Below are 22,073 nucleotides of genomic sequence, written 5' to 3' on the forward strand. Positions count from 1 at the left end.
AGAATGGAGGCGCGTCCCGGAGTCGAACCGAGGTCCACGGATTTGCAATCCGCTGCATAGCCACTCTGCCAACGCGCCAAATTGTCCAAACGTACCTATTTAGCTATTACTATTAGGTCGCTTGTTTGGTTGCTGCCGCCCAAAGACACCAGAACCGAAATAATGGAGGCGCGTCCCGGAGTCGAACCGAGGTCCACGGATTTGCAATCCGCTGCATAGCCACTCTGCCAACGCGCCATCAATTTTGTTGTTACCGCTGAATTTCGGCTAGTGCCGCTGCGGTACGGGGGTGTAATTTACTGATTTTCTGGGATGAGTCAAACAAAAATACAAGAACTTGCTTCAACTGGACAAATTACAACAAATCAAGCCAAAAAAGCGACCTTAATCGTATGGAATCCAATCAAATGCTGTTCTAGGCAAAATTCAACGCCTTTGTTGCTAAGCCCATTAAAAAGAAAAAGCCCACCAGTGGCAGGCTTCATCTATCGCATTTTGTACGTAGTAAATTGAGTTATTGATCGTTAACTAACTCAACCGCTTCACGTACCAAACGACCAATTTCTTCCCAGTCACCGTTTTCAATCAGTTTTGGTGCTACCATCCAAGTACCACCACAACAAATCACACGGTCAATCGCGAGGTAGTCACGTACATTTGCCTTACCGATACCACCGGTTGGCATAAAGGAAACATCAACGTAAGGTGCCAGCAGTGACTTGACCATATTGATACCGCCTGATGCTTCAGCCGGGAAGAACTTCAAGAAGGTCAACCCCATCTCCAGAGCCTGCTCAACCTGACTTGGGTTATTCACACCCGGTACCATAGGGATCCCCTGCTGCTGGCAGTAACGAACTGTATTGGGGTTCAGCCCCGGCGCGACCACAAACTCAGAGCCCGCTTCTTTGGCGCGATCGACTTGCTCAGCATTCAATACCGTACCCGCGCCGATACACATCTGTGGGTAAGCTTCACGCATCAAGCGGATGGCTTCTGCAGCAGCCTCAGTTCGGAAGGTGACCTCGGCAACCGGTAGGCCATTTTCTACAAGGGTTTTAGCCAGAGGCACAGCCTGTGACACATCGTTAATTTGAATAACAGGGATAACTTTGAAGGCTTTTAGTTTCTCGATGATCTGCTGAGACATGTTCCAATGTTCCTATTTACAATAAATCTATTTACATTAATTCTTTCATGGCATCGGCCGGGATAATCGCCCCGGGATGCTGGATAACAATAGAGGCTAACTGGTGACCCAATTCGGCAGCTGTGGCTTCAGTACCTCCACTTAAGCGCCCTGCTAAATAGCCTGCGGCAAACGAATCGCCCGCAGCACAGGTATCAATCACCTTATCTACTTTGTTTGCGGCAATGTAAGACTCATGTGGCTGGTCTGATTGCAGTTCGCTAACCACAAGACATGGCTCGCTGCCCCGTTTAATCACCACCTCTTGGCAGCCGAATGACTGACAGCGGTCCACAATGTTTGTCTCTCCCCAAACGAGGTGATCATCGTCTTCGGTGATCAAGGCAATATCGACAAAAGGCATCACTTGTGAATACCAATATTGGGCTTGCTTTGACGTCCAAAGCTGCGGTCGGAAATTATTATCAAATAACACTTTGCCACCCTTGGCCTTGTGTTTCTCCAGCAAGGTAATCAGGGTCGCTTTGGCATCTTCTGCCAAAATCGCCAAGCTGATCCCGCTGATATAGAGGGCATCAAAATCATGGCTTTCAATCGCTTGCTCAAGCGGAGTAAGCCCGCTGGCAAAATAAAATTTCGCCGCACTATCGTTGCGCCAATAATGGAAATGACGCTCGCCGTTCGGCTCTGTCTCCACCAGGTAAAGGCCCGGCAGTTTGTTTTCAAGCTTGCGTACCATGGAAGTATCGATATTTTCCTGCTGCCAGGCATTGAGCATGTCCTGGCTGATATTGTCGACACCCAATGCCGTAGCGTAACTGACATCAATATCACGGCTAGTGCCCAAACGAGACAGGTACAGCGCCGTATTTAACGTATCCCCACCAAATGTCCGTTGTAGCGGTTGGCCGCTAAGCTCGACCATGCACTCACCAAAAAAAGCAATTTTCACACTGCTACCTTTCTAATTATTCGAACTGTATTTAAAGCGTAACTGAAGATGCAGGCCTTACATCACAACAAAGGCCTGCATTTTGACGAGTTTTAGAAGATTATTTTGCGGTAACCGGTTGAGCGTCGATACCTTGCTCTTCAGGCTTTTCCATCGCGGCACGCTCGGCATCAAGGATGGCTTGCGCTTCTTCTTTGGTTACTGTGTTTGCAGGTGTTACCAAGCTAACTACCACACCGGCAACCAAGGCTGTTATGACAGATGGGATAACCGGATTGCCCCAGAATGCCGTCCAATCAGCATTGAACATGATAGAGAACGACGCTGCTGATGCACCAGCCAAGGTAGCCAATGCACCCTGCCAGTTGTAGCGGCCCCAGAAGCGACCCAGCATACCGCACACGAACATGCCTGACATTACTGTCGAAATCATCTTGGTGATGTAGCTGATAATGTCATTTGAAGTCAGGGCGAACAGCAGTGCCAAACCGATACAGATAACCAGAGCAATACGTGAATAGGTAACCATGTTGTCTTTCGATGGGACTTTACCCGTGAACATGATGTAGATATCACGTAGTAGGATAGAGACACCGGCAATCGCATCGGAACTTGCACTCGACATGGTTGCTGACAGGCCCGCAATCAGAACAATCATGCCGATACCCACTGGAAGCACGGTTGCTGCAACATATGGGAACGCAAAGTTGGCGTTGTTCAGTTCTGGGTTGATCGCATGGGCTGACATACCGATAACCGCTGGGATGATAGAGAAGAACAAGTACAGTACACCTGACATCACAAACGAGCGGCGGATAGTCGGTACGTCTTTACCCGAGTAGATACGCTGTCGGAAAGAAGGCGTTGCCAAGATACCCACACCAACCACCAGTGCCAGTGAGATACCCGGGATCATGCCAAGCTTTTCTAAGCCAAGGAAGCTGACAGACGCAGGCTCCATCGCAGCATACAGGTTATCAAGACCACCGATATGGTTGACCGACAGTACCGCCATCAAAATGAAACCGGCAAACAGGATCACGGCCTGAATCGTATCGGTCCAAACTACCGCGGTATAACCACCGATCACGACATAGATAGTAAAGGCTGCAGCGATGATCATCTTAGCCGTATTGAGCTCGATGTCTGCAATCCAAGCCAGGTACATACCACCACCAAGGATGTGCGCGCCCAACCAACCGATAGAGGCGGTAAAGATCAGGATACCCACGACATTTTTAACAATCTTGTTGGCACCGACATAATAAGCCAGCTCTTCACTCATGGTCATGAAGTTCAGCTTACGCACCGGGGCAAACCAGTAAGCGAGCAGCAAGATACCCAGAGCACCACCAATACCGTAAAGTGCACCAGCCCAACCGTTGGCATAACCAAAGCCAACCGCGCCCATGCTCGAACCCGTACCCACCATGGTGGCTACCGTGGTACCCAGTACCAAGAACAACGGAAGACCACGACCTCCAAGTAGAAAGTCTTCGCCAGATTTCTGGTTACGCGATACAAACCAACCTAACCAGATTAAAAAAACCACATACGCACCGAAACCGGTGAGAAAGAGTGTACTGTTCATCCCATACCTCTTATAATTTTGAATCCAGCCTATCCGGCTGGTATATGCTTTTATTTGCTTGGGGATAGTCTCATCACTTACTACCCCATGAGTTACTGAACCATTCAGTATTTTGCTTTTTTCAGGTTGGTACTTTGCCAACCTTTTTTCTTTGGCCTTTCGGCTCTAATTCTTTATATCTAGATGTAATAGCTCTAGATGTAATAGCCTGCCAACTTCTGTTGTGGCATCGCTTGTCAATTGGGCTTCAGCTGGCCCCGCGGCTTTATTGTTTTATGCGGGGCCCGAAGAGAATGCCTAAATTAACGGCGATCTTCGCGGTAGCACGTCACATCCACCTCAACTTTTACGTCGACAACCAGGTCACACACCATGCAGATACGCGCTGGTGGGTGCTCGCCGAAGAACTCTTTGAACACTTTGTTGAATGACTGGAAGTAACGAGAGTCAGTCAGTACCACTTTTACGTGTACTACGTCTTCTAGGCCGTAGCCCGCTTCTTCCATAATGTCGACACAGTTCTGAATCGCCAGGCGAGACTGATCAACAATGCCACCTTCAACCACTTCGCCGTCTGTCATGGGTGTTTGACCAGAGACATACAGGAAACCACCCGCCTGAGTTGCACGAGCAAAAGGTAGGTGCTGACCGCCAGTGCCTGTACCGCCTTCGATGCCATAGCGTGTGATAGTCATAATTTCTTTCTCCAACGTTGTGTTACTTAGTTCAATTTGCTGTCCCAGGGATTTAGTCCTGATGACGGTATAAGAAACGGCCATGGCGGTTAGTACTCACCTGCCCGTTTTGATAACTGATGCAGCCATTGACCATGACCACGTCAATCCCTTTCGCTGCTGCAATCGGATTTTCGAAACTTGCAACATCGATAATGGTGTTCGGGTCAAACATCACGATATCGGCATACGCCCCTTCGCGAATTTCTCCCCGGTCTTTAAGGCAGTAGCGCTTGGCAGACATGCCTGTCATTTTGTGAATCGCCTGTCCCAGTGAGAACAGCTGGCGTTCACGGCTGTAATAGCCCAGCACCCGTGGAAAGGAGCCCCATAAACGTGGGTGCGGATGTGGGTCATTCGGCAAGCCATCAGAGCCAACCATGGTTAATCGGTACTTCAGTACCCGCTCGACATCGGCTTCGTCCATGCAGTGGTACACCGCGCCTGCTGGCTGAAGTTGCTTGGCTGCGTCCATCAGAGACAGATTCATACCTTCAGCGATTTGCTTAAGCATTTTTCCTGCTTGTTGAGGGTGGGTATCTGACCAAGTAATGAAAATATCTATCTCGTCGGTAACCTGTTTAAGATCGAGCGTCGATGAACTCGCCGAGTACGGGTAGCAATCACAAGCTACATCTTGGTGCTTGGCGGTTTTCTCCATCAGGTTAAGGACCTCAACAGTACGTCCCCAGTTACCTGCACCTGCACATTTGAGGTGCGAAATTACCACTGGCACCTTGCCGTGCTTACCGGTAGCAAAGGCTTCTTCCATCGCCTCGAGGATCTGCTCGAATTCAGTGCGCATATGGGTGGTATAAATGCCGTCAAACTCTGCCAGTTCTTCGGCAAGGGCCATCACTTCTTCTGTCGGGGCATCTTTGGCTGATGCGTATGCCAAGCCAGAGCTAAGACCCAGAGCACCCTGCTCCATCGCATCGTGCAACCTGGCTCTCATCGCTGCGATTTCGTCACTGGACGCTGCACGGTACAAGTCATCCATCTCGTTATTGCGCAGTGTGGTATGGCCCACCAGCGCAGCAACATTGACAGCTGGCTCTGCTGCCGTGACGGCCTCGGCATAGGATGTGAATGTCGGGTATTTGAAATCTTGCTGTTTGCCGAGCAGGTTCATCGGGTCTGGTGGATCCCCGGCCAGTGTTGCTGGTGAGGCACTGATCCCGCAGTTACCAACGATGACGCTGGTGACACCTTGGCTGATCTTCGGCAAACAATCGGGATAACGGATCACATTGGTATCGTCATGGGTGTGCACATCGATAAAGCCTGGCGCTAACGCCTTACCGTGGCCGTCGATGATCTGCGTGGCTTCACACCCGGCTAAATCCCCTATGGCTGCAATACGATCCCCTGTAATAGCAACATCGGCGTTGTAAGGCTCACTACCCGAGCCATCAACAACTTGAACATTTCGGAAAACGGTATCGAACTGCATGAAACTTCCTTCTTTATGACGCTAATTCTGCACAACCGTTAATCCGAACTGTTCGGGCAGGTTGTGTTAATCGCCGAGAGGCTGTCTATCCTCTCCACCACGATGACTGTCTAGTGCCAACTTCAAGCGGCGCAGCTTATCGCGGGTCCGGCGTTTGTGGCTCAAGGCCAACTCCGTCGACAGCACATCTATCAACGCCATCATGGCGTAACGTGATGCCGACGGTTTGTAGATAAAATCGGTCTCTTTGGTGACAACCGGTAGAACCAAATCACTGACTTCTGCCAGCGGTGACTCTTTGGGTGTAATCGCTATCACCTTCAAGCCGTATTGCTTGGCAATCGATGCCGGCTCAACCACCTCTGGCGTATAACCGGTCGCGGAAATCACAACCATCACATCATTGGCATCGGCAGTTGAAGCCACCATTCTTGCCAACAGGCCATCGTTGTAGGCCGTTACCGGGTAGCCCAGTCGGAACAAGCGAAACTGCAGTTCCTGCGACAACATGGTTGAGCCACCGCCCATACCTATGGCCAAGATTTGTCGGGCGTTCTGCAGCATGTCTACCGCAGTAGCCACATCCTGCTCATTAACCACTTTGCGGTTTATGTTGATCACATTTTTGATCGACTCATAAACCCCTTGGATCCCCGACTGATCCGGCGACTCATGAATGAATCGCTGACCGATGGCAAGTGACTGGGCTAATTTCAGCTTCAGATCCCGCACATTCTTACAGCCAACCGCTTTGGCAAAACGGGTAATGGTTGCCTCACTCACTCCGGCTTCTTCTGCCATTTGAGTAATGCTGTAACCCGATGCTGCGGCCAAATCGTCAATCACCAGCATGGCGACTTTTTTCTCGGCATCCCGCAATTGCGAGAAGCGCTCGGTAATTCTTGAAACAATATCGACTTCGATTGTCACGGCTTTCACCTTTCTCTCGACAGGGCAAATAGTAATTTCAGGGCGTGTGCAAAACAGTGAGAAACAGCACAAATCGAATAGCAATGTTTGATACTTTCTAACACCGATAATATTATCAACCCGCCAAAAGACAGCAATAACAAGCCCTGAGAGCTATGTTAGGAGAATAATAAATGACCCAAGCAAATAAAAAGCATGTTAGTAAATACCAAGATATTCATCACAAAAAATTTCCCGTAGGTACCAAAGGGATATGGGTGGATGAAAAAACGGAGGGAAAATACAGCCTAATTAACGAAGAAATCAGCCTGCCTGCAGCCGTTATCAAGCAGCAGTCGATTAATAACAACCTAAACTGGATGCAACAGTTTGCCGAGCACCACAACGTCAAACTGTCACCGCACGGCAAGACAACCATGACACCGGCATTCTTTGAGCAGCAGCTTGAAGCTGGCGCTTGGGGTCTGACTGTCGCCACGGCCCCCCATGCCGAAGTGGCAGCGTCAGCCGGCGCCAAACAGATAATGATGGCCAACCAGTTGGTGGGTAAGGCCAACATGGCAATCATCAAACGCCTTCTGGCCCAGCATAACGTGACAGTCTATTGCTGTATCGATTCCAAAGAGAATGCCGACCAACTCTCTGCGTTTTTTGCTGGCACCGGCGTTACCGTACATGCGCTGATCGAATTTGGGGTCGAAGGTGGCCGTTGCGGTTGCCGTACTCCGCAGCAGGTTGTGTCACTGGCCCAACATATCGATAACCTAGACGGGATTTGCCTGGCCGGCATTGAAGTGTATGAAGGGGTGATCCACGGCGACAATGCTGAACAAGCCATCCGTGAATTCTTGGCAACCACTGTACAAACGGTAGAACAGCTGAAAGAAGAAGGTTTAATCAAGCTTGATAGCCCAATCGTAACGGGTGCAGGCTCGGCTTGGTATGACGTTGTGGCTGAGAGCCTCGCCCAGTGCCAACACCTATTGGCAATCATCCGCCCCGGCTGTTACCTCATCCACGATACCGGGATCTACCAGGATGCCCAAAATAATGTCATGGCAAGGGCGCAAGCTAACCAAGGCTATGCCTGTGATTTGGGTGGGGATCTCGAATCGGCGCTGGAAGTATGGGCGTATGTGATTTCCCGCCCGGAGCCCAACAAAGCGGTGATCGGTCTTGGCAAGCGTGATGTGGCGTTTGATGCCGGCCTGCCTATTCCTGAGCGGGGCTACCGCAATGGCGAGCAGATTGAAGTGAAAGGACTGGAAGCCACAGCGATCATGGATCAGCACACGTTTGTCACCGTTCCCGACGGCCACGACCTGCGTGTTGGCGATGTGATTGCATTTTCTACCTCTCACCCATGCCTAACGTTTGATAAGTGGAAGTACATCTGCATTGCCGATGAAGAGTTCCAAGTCTCGAAGCTCGTAGAGACATGCTTCTAACTGATGACAGATCTTACTAAATAACCATCAGGTTAATTAGTCGCCAGGCTGTTTTACCATCAGATCAGCGGTTATGAATCAGGCAGCAATATGTGCATTGCTGCCTATTCATTCACGCGCACAACATAACAAGCTAAAACCCTGTTTTTTATAAGGTTTACAAACAATAATTCTTTGCCATATGGCATGACATGTGTATTATCCCCATATCATTTCACGTGCCACAAAGGATTAGGCCTGTTTATGAATTTTACTTATCTCATTGAAGGTACGCTCTTTGGCTTGATCGTACTGCTTCTCGGATTGGCAGGCGGTTCCTTTTTTACCATGGCGACAGCCAAACCCACCAACGAAAATAGCCTGGTTGAATCCCGTATCGAGTTCGGGTTCTACGGTGTGGCCAGTTTGGTGTTTGCAGGTTTGCTAACCGGTATCCTCAGTTAGCATTCCCTCCCCCCCCTCAGTTTGGATGCGCTTCTTAAGCCAATCACTTTTAAGCTTGATACAGCTCCAACGGCAGCCCGTCCGGATCTTGGAAAAAGGTAAACGCTTTGCCTGTATATTCATCGATCCGGATCGGCTCCACTTCTACTCCCCTTGATTCAAGATAATCACTAACCTGTTCAACAGAGTCGACCACAAACGCCAAATGGCGTAACCCTCTCGCCTCAGGGAAACTTGGCCTTGCGGGTGGATTAGGAAAAGAGAACAATTCAACCTGGCTGCCATCGGGCAACTGCAAGTCCAACTTCCATGAATCCCGTGCTTCACGATAATTCTCAGCCAACACTTTCAAGCCCAAGACATCGACATAGAAGGCTCTCGACCTTGAGTAGTCTGAGCAGATAATCGCGGCATGGTGTATCGCCTTTAACATAAATAATCCTTAATAATCATCACGCTAATTCAATAGCGCTACTATCCCACCCTAACTTCCGAAACGCAACGGACAGAACACCCACATTCGAAACTCAAAACAGCCAGGAAATCTAACCACGCAGAAAAATGCATTATTTCTACCTGCAAAGTATTTACAACACAGTTTTTTATTTATATGTTGTAAATGACTTCGATACTTATGTTCAGGAAAACGCCGTGTTTCATTTCGCTAATCAGACAACTTGCCAACGCCCAGTTTGCAAACCTGTTATGACTACAGGCGGAACATTCGTATCGCGTAATATTATTGCTGCTATTCTAGTGATTATTAACTAGGCTGGCGGCTTTTCACCCGTCAGCCAGGCTGACGGGGGAGCAATGTCTTAACCCACCTGTTTTTCTTCAGCCTTTCTGACGGTCCATACCAAAAACTGATGAATATCAGAGGACTTGTCCGAATGACAAAACAAAACACCTTGGCGATTGGCCTAATGACTTTTGCGATGTTTCTTGGTGCCGGAAACATCATCTTCCCCCCTTTTCTTGGCCTTCAAGCCGGCACACACTATTTGCCCGCTATGCTTGGCTTTCTGGTTACCGCTGTCGGTCTACCTGCCCTGACGCTGATCGTCATGGGCCGCCTGAGCCACAGCCAACAGCTTACCGCCGCATTACCAAAGCCGATGGCTACCGGCTTTTGGGTCTTGCTATTTACTGCCATCGGGCCAGCATTTGGTATGCCTCGCGCTGTTACTGTTGCCTATGAGATGGGGATTGCGCCGTTTACCTCAAATGACCTGCTAATGCCTTTTTCACTGGCATTCGTGGTCGCTACCCTACTGCTGACTTTCCAACGTGGTAAGTTGGTGGATTACATCGGTAAAGTAATGACACCACTACTGGTTTTGTTGCTGGCAGTGCTCGCCGTCACGGCTTTTGTCTCACCAGTTAGTCCAATGACCCTACCGAATGCCGACTATCAGCAACAAGCCGTCACCCAGGGGCTAATCCAAGGTTACATGACTATGGATGCTATCGCTGCCGTTGGCTTTGGCTGGGTGATCATCAAGACCATCCAGGACAGAGGAGCCTCTTCAACTAACGGTTTATTTGCCAGTACGGTAAAAGTCACGCTGATCTATGCTGCACTGATGTCGGCTTGCTACTTGGCTATGGCTTATGTCGGGGCAACCTCATCCGCTGTCGCCAGCGAAGCGACTAACGGTGGTGAGATCCTAACCCGCTATGTGGCAGAACTGTTTGGCATCTACGGTCAGTACTTGCTTGCCGTTATCATTGTAATGGCTTGCCTGACCACTACAGTTGGTCTGACTAATGCCTGTGCCGAATACTACCAGCAAACATTCAATGCCCCTTTTTCTGTCACTGCAGTTATCGTTTGTGCCCTGACAGGCTTGCTTGCCAACTTCGGTCTTGATCACATCCTAAAGATCAGCCTGCCTGTCATCTTGGTTCTTTGCCCAGTTGCGATTGCGTTAGTTATCACCGCACTAATGGTGAAAAAATCGCCATACCAGCGTTATATCTTTGTCGCTACCGTCTCGGTCACACTGGTTTTCGGCACCGTAGATACCCTGCATATTCTCGGTTTGATCCCTGCACAATGGGAGGCAATGCTGGTTGATTACATGCCGCTTTACACTGCCCATGCAAGCTGGTTCCTACCCTGTTTGACGACGCTACTTTTCAGTATTTTGGCGAATGCATCGCTTTCACAGCGTAGAAAAGCGGCAGTCTCAATATCTGCAAAATAGTAGCTATAATCCTTAAATAAGGCGCCAAAATACGACAAAACCGTCTCTTCAGTTACAAGGGGCGGTTTCTACAAGCAGGCCATTTCATCTTTGAGCCAGCTGGGCTCATGCCGTCGAAGAACAATCTTTAAATTAGATAAAATTTCGATGATGGAGATGTATTCAGAGATAATAGGAAGTGATAGATGAAAAGGTTAGATGAATATACAGCCATCAATCAGCATGATGACTTTTTTTACTTTTACTGTTTACAGCTCAAAAAAATGCTTATATGTTGTATACCAAAGTGACATCACGTTGCTAAGACATTATTATTGTTTCGCACTAGGAAAGCTCGATGCTAACGCTTATCTCTCAAACCGCTGCTAAAAACGTTCTGGTTAATGCCAAGCGTGCGGTTGTGCGTGCAACACAATCTGTCGTCTCTATCGTCGTCCTAGTCATCGTTATCTAGGCTGACGGCTGTTTCCGTCAGCCAGGCTGACGGAGAATCAACATATCTTTATATCTATCTTCCCCCAGCCCCTGACGGTCCCAAGAAATAAAAGCAAACACGGGGTTCGTCCAATGAAAACTAACGATACACTTGCCATCGGGCTGATGACCTTCGCCATGTTTCTCGGCGCTGGTAACATCATTTTTCCACCTTTTCTCGGCCTGGAAGCCGGCACACACCTTCTACCAGCGATGGCTGGCTTTCTGATCACCGCTGTCGGTTTACCCGCTCTTACACTGATTGTTTTCGGCCACCTTAGCGACAGCAAGCAGCTAACTAACCCATTGCCAACCTGGCTGGCTACCTTGATTTGGGTCGCCTTGCTGACTGCAGTAGGTCCAGCCTTCAGTATGCCGCGTGCCGTAACCGTTGCTTATGAAATGGGGATTAATCCATTTGTCGATAGCGATCAGCTACCACTTTTTTCTCTTATCTTTTGTAGCTTGACCCTGCTTTTGGCTTTTCATCCAGGTAAACTGGTTGATTATATTGGCAAAGTCATGACGCCTCTGCTAATCATCATGCTTTGTACACTGGCCGTTAACGCTGTGATCAACCCATTGTCCGCACCACTTGCTCCACAGAGTGAATACATTGATTTCGCCTTCACCCAAGGCCTAGTTCAAGGCTACATGACCATGGATGCCATCGCTGCAGTGGGCTTTGGCTGGGTGATCATCAAAGCGATTAACAGCAAAGGCGTAACCGACAAAAAAGCGGTAGGCAAGTCGACCTTCAAAGTGGCTATGATTTATATCGTTTTGATGGGGGCGTGCTATTTAGCAATGGGTTATGTCGGCGCAACATCCAGCCCTATCGCCCATGAGGCAACCAACGGCGGTGAACTACTCAGCCTTTATGTCGCCCACCATTTTGGCGAGTATGGTCAACTACTACTGGCTTCAATTATTATCATGGCCTGCCTGACTACCACCGTCGGTTTGACCAACGCCTGCACCGAATATTACCAGCAAACCTTCGGTGTTCCCTTTCGCCGCACAGCCACAATTGTTGTACTGCTAACCGGGTTTATTGCCAATGTTGGCCTTGACCAAATTTTGGCCCTGAGCCTGCCGGCAATCTTGGTGCTATGCCCCGTTGCAATCGCCTTGATCCTTTGCGCCCTGTTCTACCCAGGCCAAGAGAAGTACCGCAACACCTACATTGCAGCCATTACTGTCGCTTTCATTTTCGGTAGCATAGATGCCGCAAGTATTCTTGATGCCGTACCTGCGGCACTCGATAACAGCTTCAAAGCATGGCTGCCGCTGTACTCGGCCAATGCTAGTTGGTTGCTGCCTTGTGCGCTGGTTCTGCTTGCCCGTAGTTTGAAATTACCGTGTAAAAGGCAACAAGTTGTAGAAAGCCAAAACACCTAAACACTGACAAAAAAGGGAAAATACAGAGGCTCGCTCCCGTATTTTCCCTTTCTTTACCAAGAGCCCAAAATTACCGCCCTATTCGCTCGCTTTCTGTTGACGGCGAATTGTTAGCCATATAATCGAGCCAAATATTGCCAACAGCAAGAAGGGTCCCCCCCACAGCAAATAGGTTTGCGTGTTCAAACGTGGTTTGTATAACACGAAGTCACCAAACCGCGAGGTCATATACTCAATGATGGCTTCATCACTCTGACCAGCATTGACCATCTGGTACACCTTGAGGCGAAGGTCTTTCGCGACGGGCGAGTTCGATTCAATCAAATTCTGGTTTTGGCACTGAGGACAACGTAACTTGCGTGACAGCTGTATAGCCCGGCGCTGCTCGGCAGAAGAACGAAACTGGAATGTCTCAACAGATTCGACTAATTCCGAGTCAGCCGCCACGAAGATCTGATCACTTTGAGCCATCACGGGCACGCTGGTAACGAGCAAGCTCATAACGAAAGCCAACATGAAATGTTTAAGCCGATTTAATACATTCCTATCCATTCGTTTGTTCTTCCTGTTGCAGCATTTCGATGACAGGGACAAATTCTTGCTGCCATATTTTTTCGTCCAACGCCCCTAAGTAGCGGTAACGGATAGTGCCTGTGCTGTCGACTAAGTAGCTTTCCGGCGTTCCATACACACCGAGATCCAATGCAAACGCACCTTTAGGATCATACAAAACAGCCTTGTAAGGATTGCCACTTTGGTTCAACTCACGTATAGCTGCCTGTCGGTTATCACGGTAATTGAGCCCAATAATCGACATGTCTTGTTGCTGGGCAAGCTGCAACAAGAATGCATGCTCGCTTTTACATACAGCGCACCATGAGGCCCACACGTTCAGTAGCTGCAGCTTACCGGTAAATAACGACTCATCTGCAGTGCCTACGTTATCTAATCGCTGCAAGCTAAAGGCCGGCAGTGGTTTACTCTCAAGTTTTGGGGCATGACCTTCTTGAGTGAACATCATCGACAAACTGATGATCACCAGAATCACGACCACCGCGCCTAACGGAAGATAACGGCTAGTTTTTCTCATCTCTTTACACCATCACTCTATTACTTCCAAAGCACGATAGTTTCTATCTTCTTGGGTTGCTGCAGCTTATGCGACACCCGTTTGCTCGCCAAGCTAACCACTGCCATGGCCCCACCAATCATCATCAAGATACTGCCCAGCCATAACCATCGAACATACGGCTTGTATTGGATCCGAACTGCATAATCCGTACGGTTAAGCTTCTCTCCCAAGGTGATATAGATATCACCATGCCAGAACCATTTAATACCCGGCTCACTCATATTCATGGTGCGCACTGTGTAATGACGTCGCTCGGGGCGGACGGTAGCTATCAAAGCATCATCTTTAGTGACGGTGATCTGGGCTTGTTCAGCGGTATAGTTTGGCCCAACTAACAGGTCCGTCTGCTGATAGGTAAAGTGATATTCACCCAGGGAAACCGCATCACCCGGCCCCATTTTGCTGCTGATCTCTTCGTCATAAAAGCTCACCAGCGTCGCACCAATGATGGTTGCCGAGACGCCAATGTGAGCAATAACCATCGCCGCTTGCTTCCATACAATGCCACTCATCCCTTTCGCCCTGCGGGCTCGGATACGCATGTACATCGCCTGCAAAGCACACAGCGCTACCCAGATAGCGGTGATAAAGGCCAAACATACGGTGATGTTTACCCCACGCTCAAACATCACCGACAATGCCACCCCCAACACAATGGAAATTGACATTGGAGCCAGTGAGCGGGTAATGACATCTTCCAATCCAACCTTGTGCCAGCGGATCACTACGCCCAGCCCCATAAACAGGAATAGCACAAAGCTCATCGGTACAAACATCGCATTGAAATAAGGCGCACCAACAGAGATATTACCCAAGCCCAGCGCTTGAAACACCAATGGGTAGAAAGTGCCTAGCAGTACCGTTAGCATGGAAACCACAAATAAGCTGTTCCCCACCATGAACATGGCTTCTTTTGATAAGAAACCAAACTTGGCTGCTACAAAGTAACGACCAGAACGAGCCGCAAACAACGACAAGGCAACAATGAGGAGCAAGGCTAACATTGCCAGCAGCGTCACCCCACGGGTCGGGTCAACCGCAAAAGCGTGAACCGATGTCAGCACTCCTGAGCGAACAATGAAGGTGCCCAGCAAGCTTAATGAGAAAGTGAAGATAGCCAGCAACAGGCTCCAGCCAGATAGCGCCTTGCGGTATTCGGTGATCATCAAAGAGTGGATCAACGCGGTTCCCGTCAGCCATGGCATCAGCGATGCATTTTCTACAGGATCCCAGAACCACCAGCCTCCCCAGCCAAGTTCGTAGTATGCCCACCACGACCCCAGTGCGATACCACCGGTGAGGAAGACCCAAGCAGCGAGCGTCCAAGGGCGGCTCCATTTCGCCCACTCAACTTTTCCATAAGCTTTGCCATGATCTTTGCCATGTTCACCCGTTAAGGCTGCGATAGCAAAAGCGAAACTGACAGCAAAACCAACATAGCCCAAATACAGCATCGGTGGGTGGAAGATCAGCCCGACATCCTGCAGCATCGGGTTCAAATCACGGCCTTCAAGCGGTGTCGGGAACAGTCGCTCGAACGGATTCGACGTCAGCAAAACAAATAAGCTGAACAACAAAACCAACCCAGATAGAGTAATAAGTACCCTTGCGATAAATACCTCATCGAGTTTGCGGCACACCCTGGCAACAAGCGCAGTCCAGAGAGTTAACGAGAACAGCCAAAATAGAAATGAACCTTCATGCCCACCCCACACTGCGGCGAGCTTGAAGAATATGGGTAATTGGGTATTGGAGTGGTGGGCAACATAGGCAACCGAAAAATCATCCAGCGCGAAACACACGCCAAGCAAGATAATCGAGAGGCCGATAAAACCAAAGGCGCCATAACTTAATGGCCAGGCATAGCGAGTAAGGTATGAATCCTTTTTGAATAATCCGACAACCGGGACAGTTGCACCGAGCAAGGCGAATACCATTCCGAGGATTAACGAGAAATGTCCAACTTCAGGGAGCATCTATATTCCTTGTTACTAAATCGCCACAGCGCTAACTGTGGCGATTCCATCTTTGTTACATCAACCTATAAGGTCGTCATTTGTCCAGCGTACAGCACAAACGTACGCAGCATCAGTACACCGATCAAACTTAGCGTCGTCACCAGCATAATGAAGGCTTTGTTGTGTTTAATTCCGGAAGGGCTCACAGCATTAAGGCCTAATGGCACCAACATCCCCATGCCAATCACGCCGTACCAAAACCAACTGGCCCAAAAACCGCCGCCAATAGCAGCCATGGCTGCTGCTTGGCTTTGGCCGCCACCGAAATACAAGCCGGTGAACAGCGCAAAAATGACAAACAGCTCGAACATCACCACCGGACGCTCGAACTTATGCACCCAGCTGACACTGGCACTTTTCGCCGATTCCTTGAAGAACACCACGCCAAACAACAAGCACGCTGCCGCGCCGGATGACAGGCTGGAGAACAGGAACAAGATTGGCAGAACCGGGTTGTTCAGCATTGGGTAGGTTTGCAAAGCCGAAAGCAGGAAGCCGGTGTAAGCCGCCAGTACCAAAGCCAAGAAGCCAAGGAACAGTTCGATGCTGTTTTCGAAGCGCTCTATTACCTTCATGACCTTGCCAACAATTGGCAACTTTTCACCCAGCAATTCCAGCAGCTCGTTCTTGTAGATAATAGCAAGCCAAGCAAACAGAACTACCAAGTAAACCTGGAACAACACCACACCCATCGACATCACCGAAGTCGGGTTGTAGAAAATCATGATTTTCCAGAATGACCATGGCTTGGTCAGGTGGAAGATCAGAATCAACAAGCCCACAATGATCCCAAACGGGGCCAGAATCGCTGTCGCTTTGATAATACCGTTACTGGCCGGGTAACCTTCGATCACCTTACGTTTAAGGTAGATAGCAATCATTACCGCACCGGCTGACATCCCTGCCAAGAACAGGTAGACCGCAATGATCCAGTCCCAGACCAACGAGTCAAAATAAAAGGCATCTGCAAATGTCGTACTCATCCTTTTATCTCCCCTTTTCCATGTGGCACCTTGTACATCTTAGGCGCGGTACCGAGCTCGACTTTTTGGCGATAAACCGGCTTCTGAGTGATCAATTGACTGATTTCGCTATTTGGATCATTCAAATCACCAAATGTCAGTGCCTTAGTCGGGCATGACTCAACACAAGCAGGTTGTTTGCCTTCCTTGAGATTGGTTTCACGGCAGAAGTCGCACTTATCCGCAGATTTAGTTTCAGGATGGAAGAAACGCACCTGATAAGGACAAGCCGCTAAGCAATAGCCACAACCGACACACTTAAAGTTGTCGACAGCTACAATGCCGGTTTCATCGTCCTTGAAGGCCGCGCCTGTCGGGCAGACATGGACACACGGTGCGTTATCGCAATGCTGACAAGAGATACGGGTAAATTGATAGTCAACATCTGGATACTCGCCCTGTGGTTCACTACGGATGATTTCCAGTCGTGATACCCCTTCAGGCACATTATTGACTTCACGGCAGGCATCGGTACAGGCGGTACAACCGATACAAAGCGTCTCGTCATGGACCATACCATAGCGCTTCACGCCATCTTCCATGGTTGCGGCCAATGTCTTGCGACCGCCAACGAGGTTTGAGGCTGCCACCCCTGTAGTGAAGATAACTGCGCCGGCACCGGCCAGGAAGTTACGTCTTGAACACGTCATAAACTCTCCCCTACTTTTTTGCTTTTGTCTGATCGGAATGGCAATCGACGCAAAGCTTGATTTTCGGCTTTCTCTCGATATCTTTCATCGGATCAGATGTTGGGTGGATATTATGGCAAGAAGCACATGAGAGATCCAAAGCGTGGACATCGTGGGTCCAGTTCGCTTCACGTAAATTCTCAGGCTCATGACAGTTCACACACGTTTCGTTCTGCTTAGTGATCCAGGCTACATCGGCTGCAGGCTTTTCAGTGCCGGCAACTGACTGAGCAGGAGCAAACTTGGTCACCTCTTTTGCGCCGTTGCGGTGGTCTTTACCCACATTGCTATGGCAATCCACGCAGGTCACATCACGGTTGGTATGCGGGTTAATGGCGGCACTATGTGCGCCCTTGAGAACGTCTCCTTCATCCTTGTGACACTGGGTACAGGCGTAATCCCGGTCACGGATGAATTCAACGACATGTCTGCCGGACTCCGAAGTGGTTACAGAAGGATTGGCTGCTGTGGCTTCTGTGCTTTGGGAGTCTGCGGCAACATTGATTGAGAAACCCCAAATACACATAGCGACAAACAGTGTCAGCATGCTATTCAGGGCTACTTTATGATTGCCCATTTTTCACCTTTTCATCTTCCACAATTACTTTTTTATTTAAATCAAAAAGTAACCGGTGCTGATAATACAAATCAGGCACAAACGTGCCCCTTGACTTTTGCAATTAATAATCCATTGCACTTGAAATCAATTCTTATTTGCATCATTTTTAAGCCACAACGCTCGACAAGCTTATTAAACTATATTTCAAGATGTGAAAATATGCGACAAATAACAAATAGCGTAAAAGTGGTATTGAACATGAACTTTTACTGATTTAGATCAACCCCAAAAACCATGCTAACGTGTTGTTTTAAAATGATATTACACCGCAAAACCCACACCAACCCAAAGGGTTATGTAAATACCCAAAAAGAGGTATAGAGGTAAATTATTAATCTACCTCGCGTTATTCACTTTTCCCTTTTGATCCAAAGCAAAAAAGAAATCGCTTTTATCTCGGTTTTTCTCCTTTCTGATATTCTTATTTAGAACTCTAATTCTGTTTGCATCGAAAAGCCGCATTCACAACGCTTGGCTCTATTTACAACAAGAATTATGGAGTGCACATCGTGAGTAATAAATGGACGAGAAATACTGCCGCTGTTGCAGCATTACTGTCTGCAATATTTCTTTCTGGCAACGCGTTGGCAAACGAAGAACAACCTGCTGAAAAAGAAAGAATTGAGGCGCGCAACGAAACCTTTGCCACTGCCCATGCCGATCAGTACAAATCATGGGAAGCAACCAAAGAAAGCGATCATATCGAAGATGCCCTAGAAGGCGACCCGAACATGGTTATCCTTTGGGCTGGCTACGGCTTTGCCAAAGACTACAACAAAGCCCGTGGTCACTACTACGCCCTAACCGATGTACGTGAAACCCTACGTACTGGTGGCCCTCAAGATGCTAACTCGGGCCCAATGCCAATGGCATGTTGGAGCTGTAAGAGCCCCGATGTTGCCCGTGTGATTGACGAGCGCGGTGAAGATGGCTATTTCGAAGGCAAGTGGGCACGCCTGGGTTCTGAAATCAGCAACACCATCGGCTGTGCCGACTGCCACAACACCAACAGTGAAGACTTCAAGCAGGGCAAACCAGCCTTGGCTTTGTCACGTCCATACGCAGCTCGCGCAATGGAAGCCATTGGCAAGAAATTTGAAGACGGTTCACGCCTAGATCAGCAAGCTCAGGTTTGTGGTCAGTGCCATGTGGAATACTACTTCCAGAAGCAAAGCCACAACTCAGTCAAGTTCCCATGGGATATGGGTACAGGTGTTGATGAGATGGAAGTGTACTTCGACAACATCGGCTTCAGTGATTGGACCCACGGCCTGTCTAAAGCACCAATGATCAAAGCCCAGCACCCAGAGTACGAAACATGGCGCGATGGTATCCACGGTAAGAACAACGTGACCTGTATTGACTGTCACATGCCGAAAGTACAGAACGAAGACGGTGTAGTGTTCACTGATCACAAGATCGGTAACCCATTCGACCGTTTCGAAGATACCTGTGCCAACTGTCACACCCAAGACAAAGAAACCCTACAAGGCATCGTTTCTACCCGTAAGGCTCAGGTGCTAGAGATGAAACTTCGCGCTGAGAAGCAAATCGTTGCCGCTCACTTCGAAGCGAAAGCGGCTTGGGATGCAGGTGCAACTGAAGAAGAAATGAAACCAATCCTAACCGACATCCGCCACGCACAATGGCGCTGGGACTACGCGATTGCCTCTCACGGTGTTCACATGCACGCACCAGAAGTTGCCCTACGCGTTCTGGGTACGGCACTGGATAAAGCCGCTGATGCCCGTGCCAAAGTGGTTCGCCTACTGGCTACCAAAGGCATTACCGATCCGGTTGAAATCCCTGATATCTCTACCAAGCTGAAAGCCCAGCAAGCACTTGGCATGGATATGGATGCGATGAACCAGGAGAAAGAAGACTTCCTGAATACCGTTGTGCCTAAGTGGGAAGAAGAAGCGAAAGTTCGTGAAGCGAGCTACGACAAGAAATAACTGATCGGCTTTAGCTATTAACTCAAGAGCTATTAGCTTAAAAAATATAACGCCCCGATTGATATCGGGGCGTTTTTTACTTGTCAGCTAACAGCTCAAACCGCTCTATCAGGAAATCTAAGAACAAGCGGATCCGCTTTGGCTGATATTGCCTGCTCATATAAATGACATTCAAGTCTGCACCAGCAGAGGATGTGGATGCATTGAAATTCTTCATATAACCATTCAATAGCGTAACAAGACGGCGCTGGTTAATATCTTCCTGTACATCCAAGATAGATTTAAGCGCAATACCTGCCCCCTCCAGTGCCCACTGACGGATAACCTCACCATCATCTGAACAACGCTTGGGCAGCACAGTAATCACATTATGCTTCCCGCTATCCTGGAAATGCCACGTTTTCAGCTCTTCGTTGCTGCGCACCAAGGCTAGACAATCATGATTAGCCAAATCTTGCGGGCTGATGGGGGTTCCCCTTCTAGCCAAGTACTCAGGAGATGCGCACAACACCCGCCGACTGGCAGCCAATTTGCGCGAGATCAGGCTACTATCAGCAAGCTCGCCGTAGCGGATCACAATATCCAGCCCGGACTCAGCCAGATTCGACAAGTTATCGTTCAAATATAGATATGGCGTGACATCGGGGTATTGCTCAGCAAATGCTGACACAATTGGTGAAATATACTGTTTGCCAATGTCACGTGGTGCGGAAATTTTCAATGTACCACGCACTTCCTTCAAGCCAGTTTGTAGCAGGTTTTCCGTTTCTTTCACACTATCTAGGATCTCAAGACAGGCCTGATGGTACATCGCACCTGAGTCAGTCAGAGATAGGTGGCGAGTGCTTCGGTTCAATAGCTTGACGCCATAGCGCTCCTCTAGGGTTTGCAACCTTGCAGTCACTGTTGCCGGTGACAAACCCAACTCCCTGCCCGCAGCTGCCAGCCCTTGGTTTTTGACGATACTGACAAACAGCATCATGTCGGAAAATTTATCCACGCTTTCTTTCCTAACCCTTATCCAACCACATTATTCATCTAATCCGAATAATGAATTCGAATTATATCCAATTATCAATTGTTACCAAATCAATATACTTGCTCCATCAAAACAATATTGGGACAGCCACTATGAAAACAGACAAAACCGTTTACGTGATTATCGGCGGCACATCGGGCATCGGTGCGGAGCTCGCCAAACAGCTCAAACAAGAAAACGCTACCATCCATGTCGCTAGCCGAAACACAGGTCTTGATATCAGTGATGAACAATCCGTTTATCGTTATTTCGAATCTATCGGTGCTATTGACCACCTGATTGTCACCGCCGGCTCCTTTGCCCCTGCCGGTAAAGTTGTGGATGTCGAAACAGTCTTAGCCAAAGCGGCCTTCGATACTAAGTTTTGGGGAAGCATTTTCGCGGCTAAACACGCTGCACGCTACCTCAAACAAGGTGGCTCCATTACTCTGACTTCGGGGATGTTGTCGCGCAAAGTCGTTGCTAATACCTATGTCAAAACCGCTATTAATGCCGCATTGGAGGCCGTCACTAAGGTGCTAGCCAAAGAGCTCGCGCCGATCCGAGTCAATACCGTCAGTCCAGGCTTAACACAAACCCAAGCCTATAAAGGAATGCGCGATGAAGACCGAAGTGCCATGTATCAACACAGTCAAAATACCTTGCCTGTGGGAAAAGTTGGGCAAGCTTCTGATATTGCGATGGCTTACCTCCTAGTCATGCAAAACACCTACATGACAGGCACTGTGATCGATGTAGATGGTGGAGCCTTGCTTGGCTAAACGCTAAGGAAAACCTCATTTTTATAACGACTTAGTCATCACGACAGTTTT

General features: G+C 48.8%; 20 protein-coding genes and 2 tRNA genes. 6 read left to right on the top strand and 16 right to left on the bottom strand.

The window, feature by feature from the left end; all coding sequences use genetic code 11:
- Positions 1-4: 4 nt before the first annotated feature.
- The 8 genes from R2X38_RS09230 to R2X38_RS09265 all read right to left on the bottom strand — a co-directional run bounded on the left by R2X38_RS09230 (position 5) and on the right by R2X38_RS09265 (position 6,810).
- Positions 5-78 (bottom strand) — tRNA-Cys (locus tag R2X38_RS09230).
- Positions 79-163: 85 nt separating this feature from the next.
- Positions 164-237: transfer RNA gene (locus R2X38_RS09235), tRNA-Cys, on the bottom strand.
- A gap of 277 nt (positions 238-514) precedes the next feature.
- Positions 515-1,150 carry a bifunctional 4-hydroxy-2-oxoglutarate aldolase/2-dehydro-3-deoxy-phosphogluconate aldolase gene (locus R2X38_RS09240; protein WP_317521942.1) on the bottom strand — a complete coding sequence of 212 codons (636 nt, stop codon included), beginning with the start codon at positions 1,148-1,150 and terminating at the stop codon, positions 515-517.
- 31 nt (positions 1,151-1,181) lie between these two features.
- Positions 1,182-2,075: a sugar kinase gene (locus R2X38_RS09245; RefSeq protein WP_411185017.1), complete on the bottom strand. Its 894-nt coding sequence runs from the start codon at positions 2,073-2,075 to the stop codon at positions 1,182-1,184.
- A 127-nt stretch (positions 2,076-2,202) separates the two neighbouring features.
- Positions 2,203-3,693, bottom strand: a complete 1,491-nt coding sequence (locus R2X38_RS09250; RefSeq protein WP_317521944.1) for a sodium:solute symporter family protein — start codon at positions 3,691-3,693, stop codon at positions 2,203-2,205.
- Between the two features lie 302 nt (positions 3,694-3,995).
- A complete protein-coding gene (locus R2X38_RS09255; RefSeq protein WP_107299851.1) occupies positions 3,996-4,388 on the bottom strand; it encodes a RidA family protein in 393 nt (130 codons plus the stop codon).
- A gap of 52 nt (positions 4,389-4,440) precedes the next feature.
- On the bottom strand, positions 4,441-5,880 hold the full coding sequence (locus tag R2X38_RS09260) for a D-aminoacylase (protein ID WP_317521945.1): 1,440 nt from the start codon (positions 5,878-5,880) through the stop codon (positions 4,441-4,443).
- A gap of 66 nt (positions 5,881-5,946) precedes the next feature.
- The gene (locus tag R2X38_RS09265; RefSeq protein ID WP_317521946.1) at positions 5,947-6,810 is read right to left on the bottom strand and encodes a MurR/RpiR family transcriptional regulator; all 864 of its coding nucleotides are present in this window, start codon (positions 6,808-6,810) and stop codon (positions 5,947-5,949) included.
- A gap of 173 nt (positions 6,811-6,983) precedes the next feature.
- Here R2X38_RS09265 and R2X38_RS09270 point away from each other — a divergent pair, with 173 nt between their 5' ends.
- Positions 6,984-8,258 carry an amino acid deaminase gene (locus R2X38_RS09270; protein ID WP_317521947.1) on the top strand — a complete coding sequence of 425 codons (1,275 nt, stop codon included), beginning with the start codon at positions 6,984-6,986 and terminating at the stop codon, positions 8,256-8,258.
- Positions 8,259-8,501: 243 nt separating this feature from the next.
- Positions 8,502-8,702 carry a hypothetical protein gene (locus R2X38_RS09275; protein ID WP_107299847.1) on the top strand — a complete coding sequence of 67 codons (201 nt, stop codon included), beginning with the start codon at positions 8,502-8,504 and terminating at the stop codon, positions 8,700-8,702.
- Between the two features lie 49 nt (positions 8,703-8,751).
- Here the strand turns inward: R2X38_RS09275 and R2X38_RS09280 are convergent, their stop codons facing one another.
- Positions 8,752-9,135, bottom strand: coding sequence for a VOC family protein (locus tag R2X38_RS09280; RefSeq protein ID WP_317521948.1), 384 nt, complete (start codon positions 9,133-9,135; stop codon positions 8,752-8,754).
- 460 nt (positions 9,136-9,595) lie between these two features.
- Here R2X38_RS09280 and brnQ (R2X38_RS09285) point away from each other — a divergent pair, with 460 nt between their 5' ends.
- Both brnQ (R2X38_RS09285) and brnQ (R2X38_RS09290) read left to right on the top strand, forming a co-directional pair.
- Entirely contained in the window at positions 9,596-10,912 is a 1,317-nt protein-coding gene (gene brnQ / locus R2X38_RS09285) for a branched-chain amino acid transport system II carrier protein (protein WP_317521949.1), read from the top strand.
- Positions 10,913-11,479: 567 nt separating this feature from the next.
- Positions 11,480-12,787: a branched-chain amino acid transport system II carrier protein gene (brnQ, locus tag R2X38_RS09290; RefSeq protein ID WP_317521950.1), complete on the top strand. Its 1,308-nt coding sequence runs from the start codon at positions 11,480-11,482 to the stop codon at positions 12,785-12,787.
- Between the two features lie 78 nt (positions 12,788-12,865).
- On the opposite strand, the gene nrfF is transcribed toward brnQ (R2X38_RS09290), so the two are convergent.
- The 6 genes from nrfF to nrfB all read right to left on the bottom strand — a co-directional run bounded on the left by nrfF (position 12,866) and on the right by nrfB (position 18,225).
- Positions 12,866-13,339: a heme lyase NrfEFG subunit NrfF gene (gene nrfF / locus R2X38_RS09295; RefSeq protein ID WP_317521951.1), complete on the bottom strand. Its 474-nt coding sequence runs from the start codon at positions 13,337-13,339 to the stop codon at positions 12,866-12,868.
- Positions 13,332-13,877, bottom strand: a complete 546-nt coding sequence (locus tag R2X38_RS09300) for a DsbE family thiol:disulfide interchange protein (RefSeq protein ID WP_317521952.1) — start codon at positions 13,875-13,877, stop codon at positions 13,332-13,334. The genes nrfF and R2X38_RS09300 overlap by 8 nt, the downstream gene beginning before the upstream one ends.
- A 20-nt stretch (positions 13,878-13,897) precedes the next feature.
- Positions 13,898-15,895: a heme lyase CcmF/NrfE family subunit gene (locus tag R2X38_RS09305; protein ID WP_317521953.1), complete on the bottom strand. Its 1,998-nt coding sequence runs from the start codon at positions 15,893-15,895 to the stop codon at positions 13,898-13,900.
- A 65-nt stretch (positions 15,896-15,960) separates the two neighbouring features.
- Positions 15,961-16,920 (bottom strand): cytochrome c nitrite reductase subunit NrfD, encoded by a 960-nt coding sequence (gene nrfD / locus R2X38_RS09310; protein ID WP_317521954.1) that lies wholly within the window; start codon positions 16,918-16,920, stop codon positions 15,961-15,963.
- Entirely contained in the window at positions 16,917-17,609 is a 693-nt protein-coding gene (gene nrfC, locus R2X38_RS09315; protein WP_317521955.1) for a cytochrome c nitrite reductase Fe-S protein, read from the bottom strand. The genes nrfD and nrfC overlap by 4 nt, the downstream gene beginning before the upstream one ends.
- A gap of 10 nt (positions 17,610-17,619) precedes the next feature.
- On the bottom strand, positions 17,620-18,225 hold the full coding sequence (nrfB, locus tag R2X38_RS09320; protein WP_317521956.1) for a cytochrome c nitrite reductase pentaheme subunit: 606 nt from the start codon (positions 18,223-18,225) through the stop codon (positions 17,620-17,622).
- A 551-nt stretch (positions 18,226-18,776) separates the two neighbouring features.
- Between nrfB and nrfA the strand changes: the two genes are divergently transcribed.
- Positions 18,777-20,222: an ammonia-forming nitrite reductase cytochrome c552 subunit gene (gene nrfA / locus R2X38_RS09325; RefSeq protein WP_317521957.1), complete on the top strand. Its 1,446-nt coding sequence runs from the start codon at positions 18,777-18,779 to the stop codon at positions 20,220-20,222.
- Positions 20,223-20,298: 76 nt separating this feature from the next.
- Here nrfA and R2X38_RS09330 read toward each other — a convergent pair whose 3' ends face one another.
- Positions 20,299-21,222 carry a LysR family transcriptional regulator gene (locus R2X38_RS09330; protein WP_317521958.1) on the bottom strand — a complete coding sequence of 308 codons (924 nt, stop codon included), beginning with the start codon at positions 21,220-21,222 and terminating at the stop codon, positions 20,299-20,301.
- 131 nt (positions 21,223-21,353) lie between these two features.
- On the opposite strand from R2X38_RS09330, the gene R2X38_RS09335 reads away from it, so the two are divergent.
- The gene (locus R2X38_RS09335) at positions 21,354-22,022 is read left to right on the top strand and encodes an SDR family oxidoreductase (protein ID WP_317521959.1); all 669 of its coding nucleotides are present in this window, start codon (positions 21,354-21,356) and stop codon (positions 22,020-22,022) included.
- Positions 22,023-22,073 lie beyond the last annotated feature (51 nt).

Origin of the sequence: Photobacterium rosenbergii, assembly GCF_033022775.1 — a bacterium.
In the GTDB taxonomy this organism is placed as follows: Bacteria; Pseudomonadota; Gammaproteobacteria; order Enterobacterales; family Vibrionaceae; genus Photobacterium; species Photobacterium rosenbergii_A.

Excerpts from the sequence above, each read along its gene's own strand:
- R2X38_RS09240 (WP_317521942.1), bottom strand. The coding sequence starts at position 1,150 with ATGTCTCAGCAGATCATCGAGAAACTAAAAGCCTTCAAAGTTATCCCT.
- R2X38_RS09245 (WP_411185017.1), bottom strand. The coding sequence starts at position 2,075 with ATGGTCGAGCTTAGCGGCCAACCGCTACAACGGACATTTGGTGGGGAT.
- R2X38_RS09250 (WP_317521944.1), bottom strand. The coding sequence starts at position 3,693 with ATGAACAGTACACTCTTTCTCACCGGTTTCGGTGCGTATGTGGTTTTT.
- R2X38_RS09255 (WP_107299851.1), bottom strand. The coding sequence starts at position 4,388 with ATGACTATCACACGCTATGGCATCGAAGGCGGTACAGGCACTGGCGGT.
- R2X38_RS09260 (WP_317521945.1), bottom strand. The coding sequence starts at position 5,880 with ATGCAGTTCGATACCGTTTTCCGAAATGTTCAAGTTGTTGATGGCTCG.
- R2X38_RS09270 (WP_317521947.1), top strand. The coding sequence starts at position 6,984 with ATGACCCAAGCAAATAAAAAGCATGTTAGTAAATACCAAGATATTCAT.
- R2X38_RS09275 (WP_107299847.1), top strand. The coding sequence starts at position 8,502 with ATGAATTTTACTTATCTCATTGAAGGTACGCTCTTTGGCTTGATCGTA.
- R2X38_RS09280 (WP_317521948.1), bottom strand. The coding sequence starts at position 9,135 with ATGTTAAAGGCGATACACCATGCCGCGATTATCTGCTCAGACTACTCA.
- brnQ (WP_317521949.1), top strand. The coding sequence starts at position 9,596 with ATGACAAAACAAAACACCTTGGCGATTGGCCTAATGACTTTTGCGATG.
- brnQ (WP_317521950.1), top strand. The coding sequence starts at position 11,480 with ATGAAAACTAACGATACACTTGCCATCGGGCTGATGACCTTCGCCATG.
- nrfF (WP_317521951.1), bottom strand. The coding sequence starts at position 13,339 with ATGGATAGGAATGTATTAAATCGGCTTAAACATTTCATGTTGGCTTTC.
- R2X38_RS09300 (WP_317521952.1), bottom strand. The coding sequence starts at position 13,877 with ATGAGAAAAACTAGCCGTTATCTTCCGTTAGGCGCGGTGGTCGTGATT.
- R2X38_RS09305 (WP_317521953.1), bottom strand. The coding sequence starts at position 15,895 with ATGCTCCCTGAAGTTGGACATTTCTCGTTAATCCTCGGAATGGTATTC.
- nrfD (WP_317521954.1), bottom strand. The coding sequence starts at position 16,920 with ATGAGTACGACATTTGCAGATGCCTTTTATTTTGACTCGTTGGTCTGG.
- nrfC (WP_317521955.1), bottom strand. The coding sequence starts at position 17,609 with ATGACGTGTTCAAGACGTAACTTCCTGGCCGGTGCCGGCGCAGTTATC.
- nrfB (WP_317521956.1), bottom strand. The coding sequence starts at position 18,225 with ATGGGCAATCATAAAGTAGCCCTGAATAGCATGCTGACACTGTTTGTC.
- R2X38_RS09335 (WP_317521959.1), top strand. The coding sequence starts at position 21,354 with ATGAAAACAGACAAAACCGTTTACGTGATTATCGGCGGCACATCGGGC.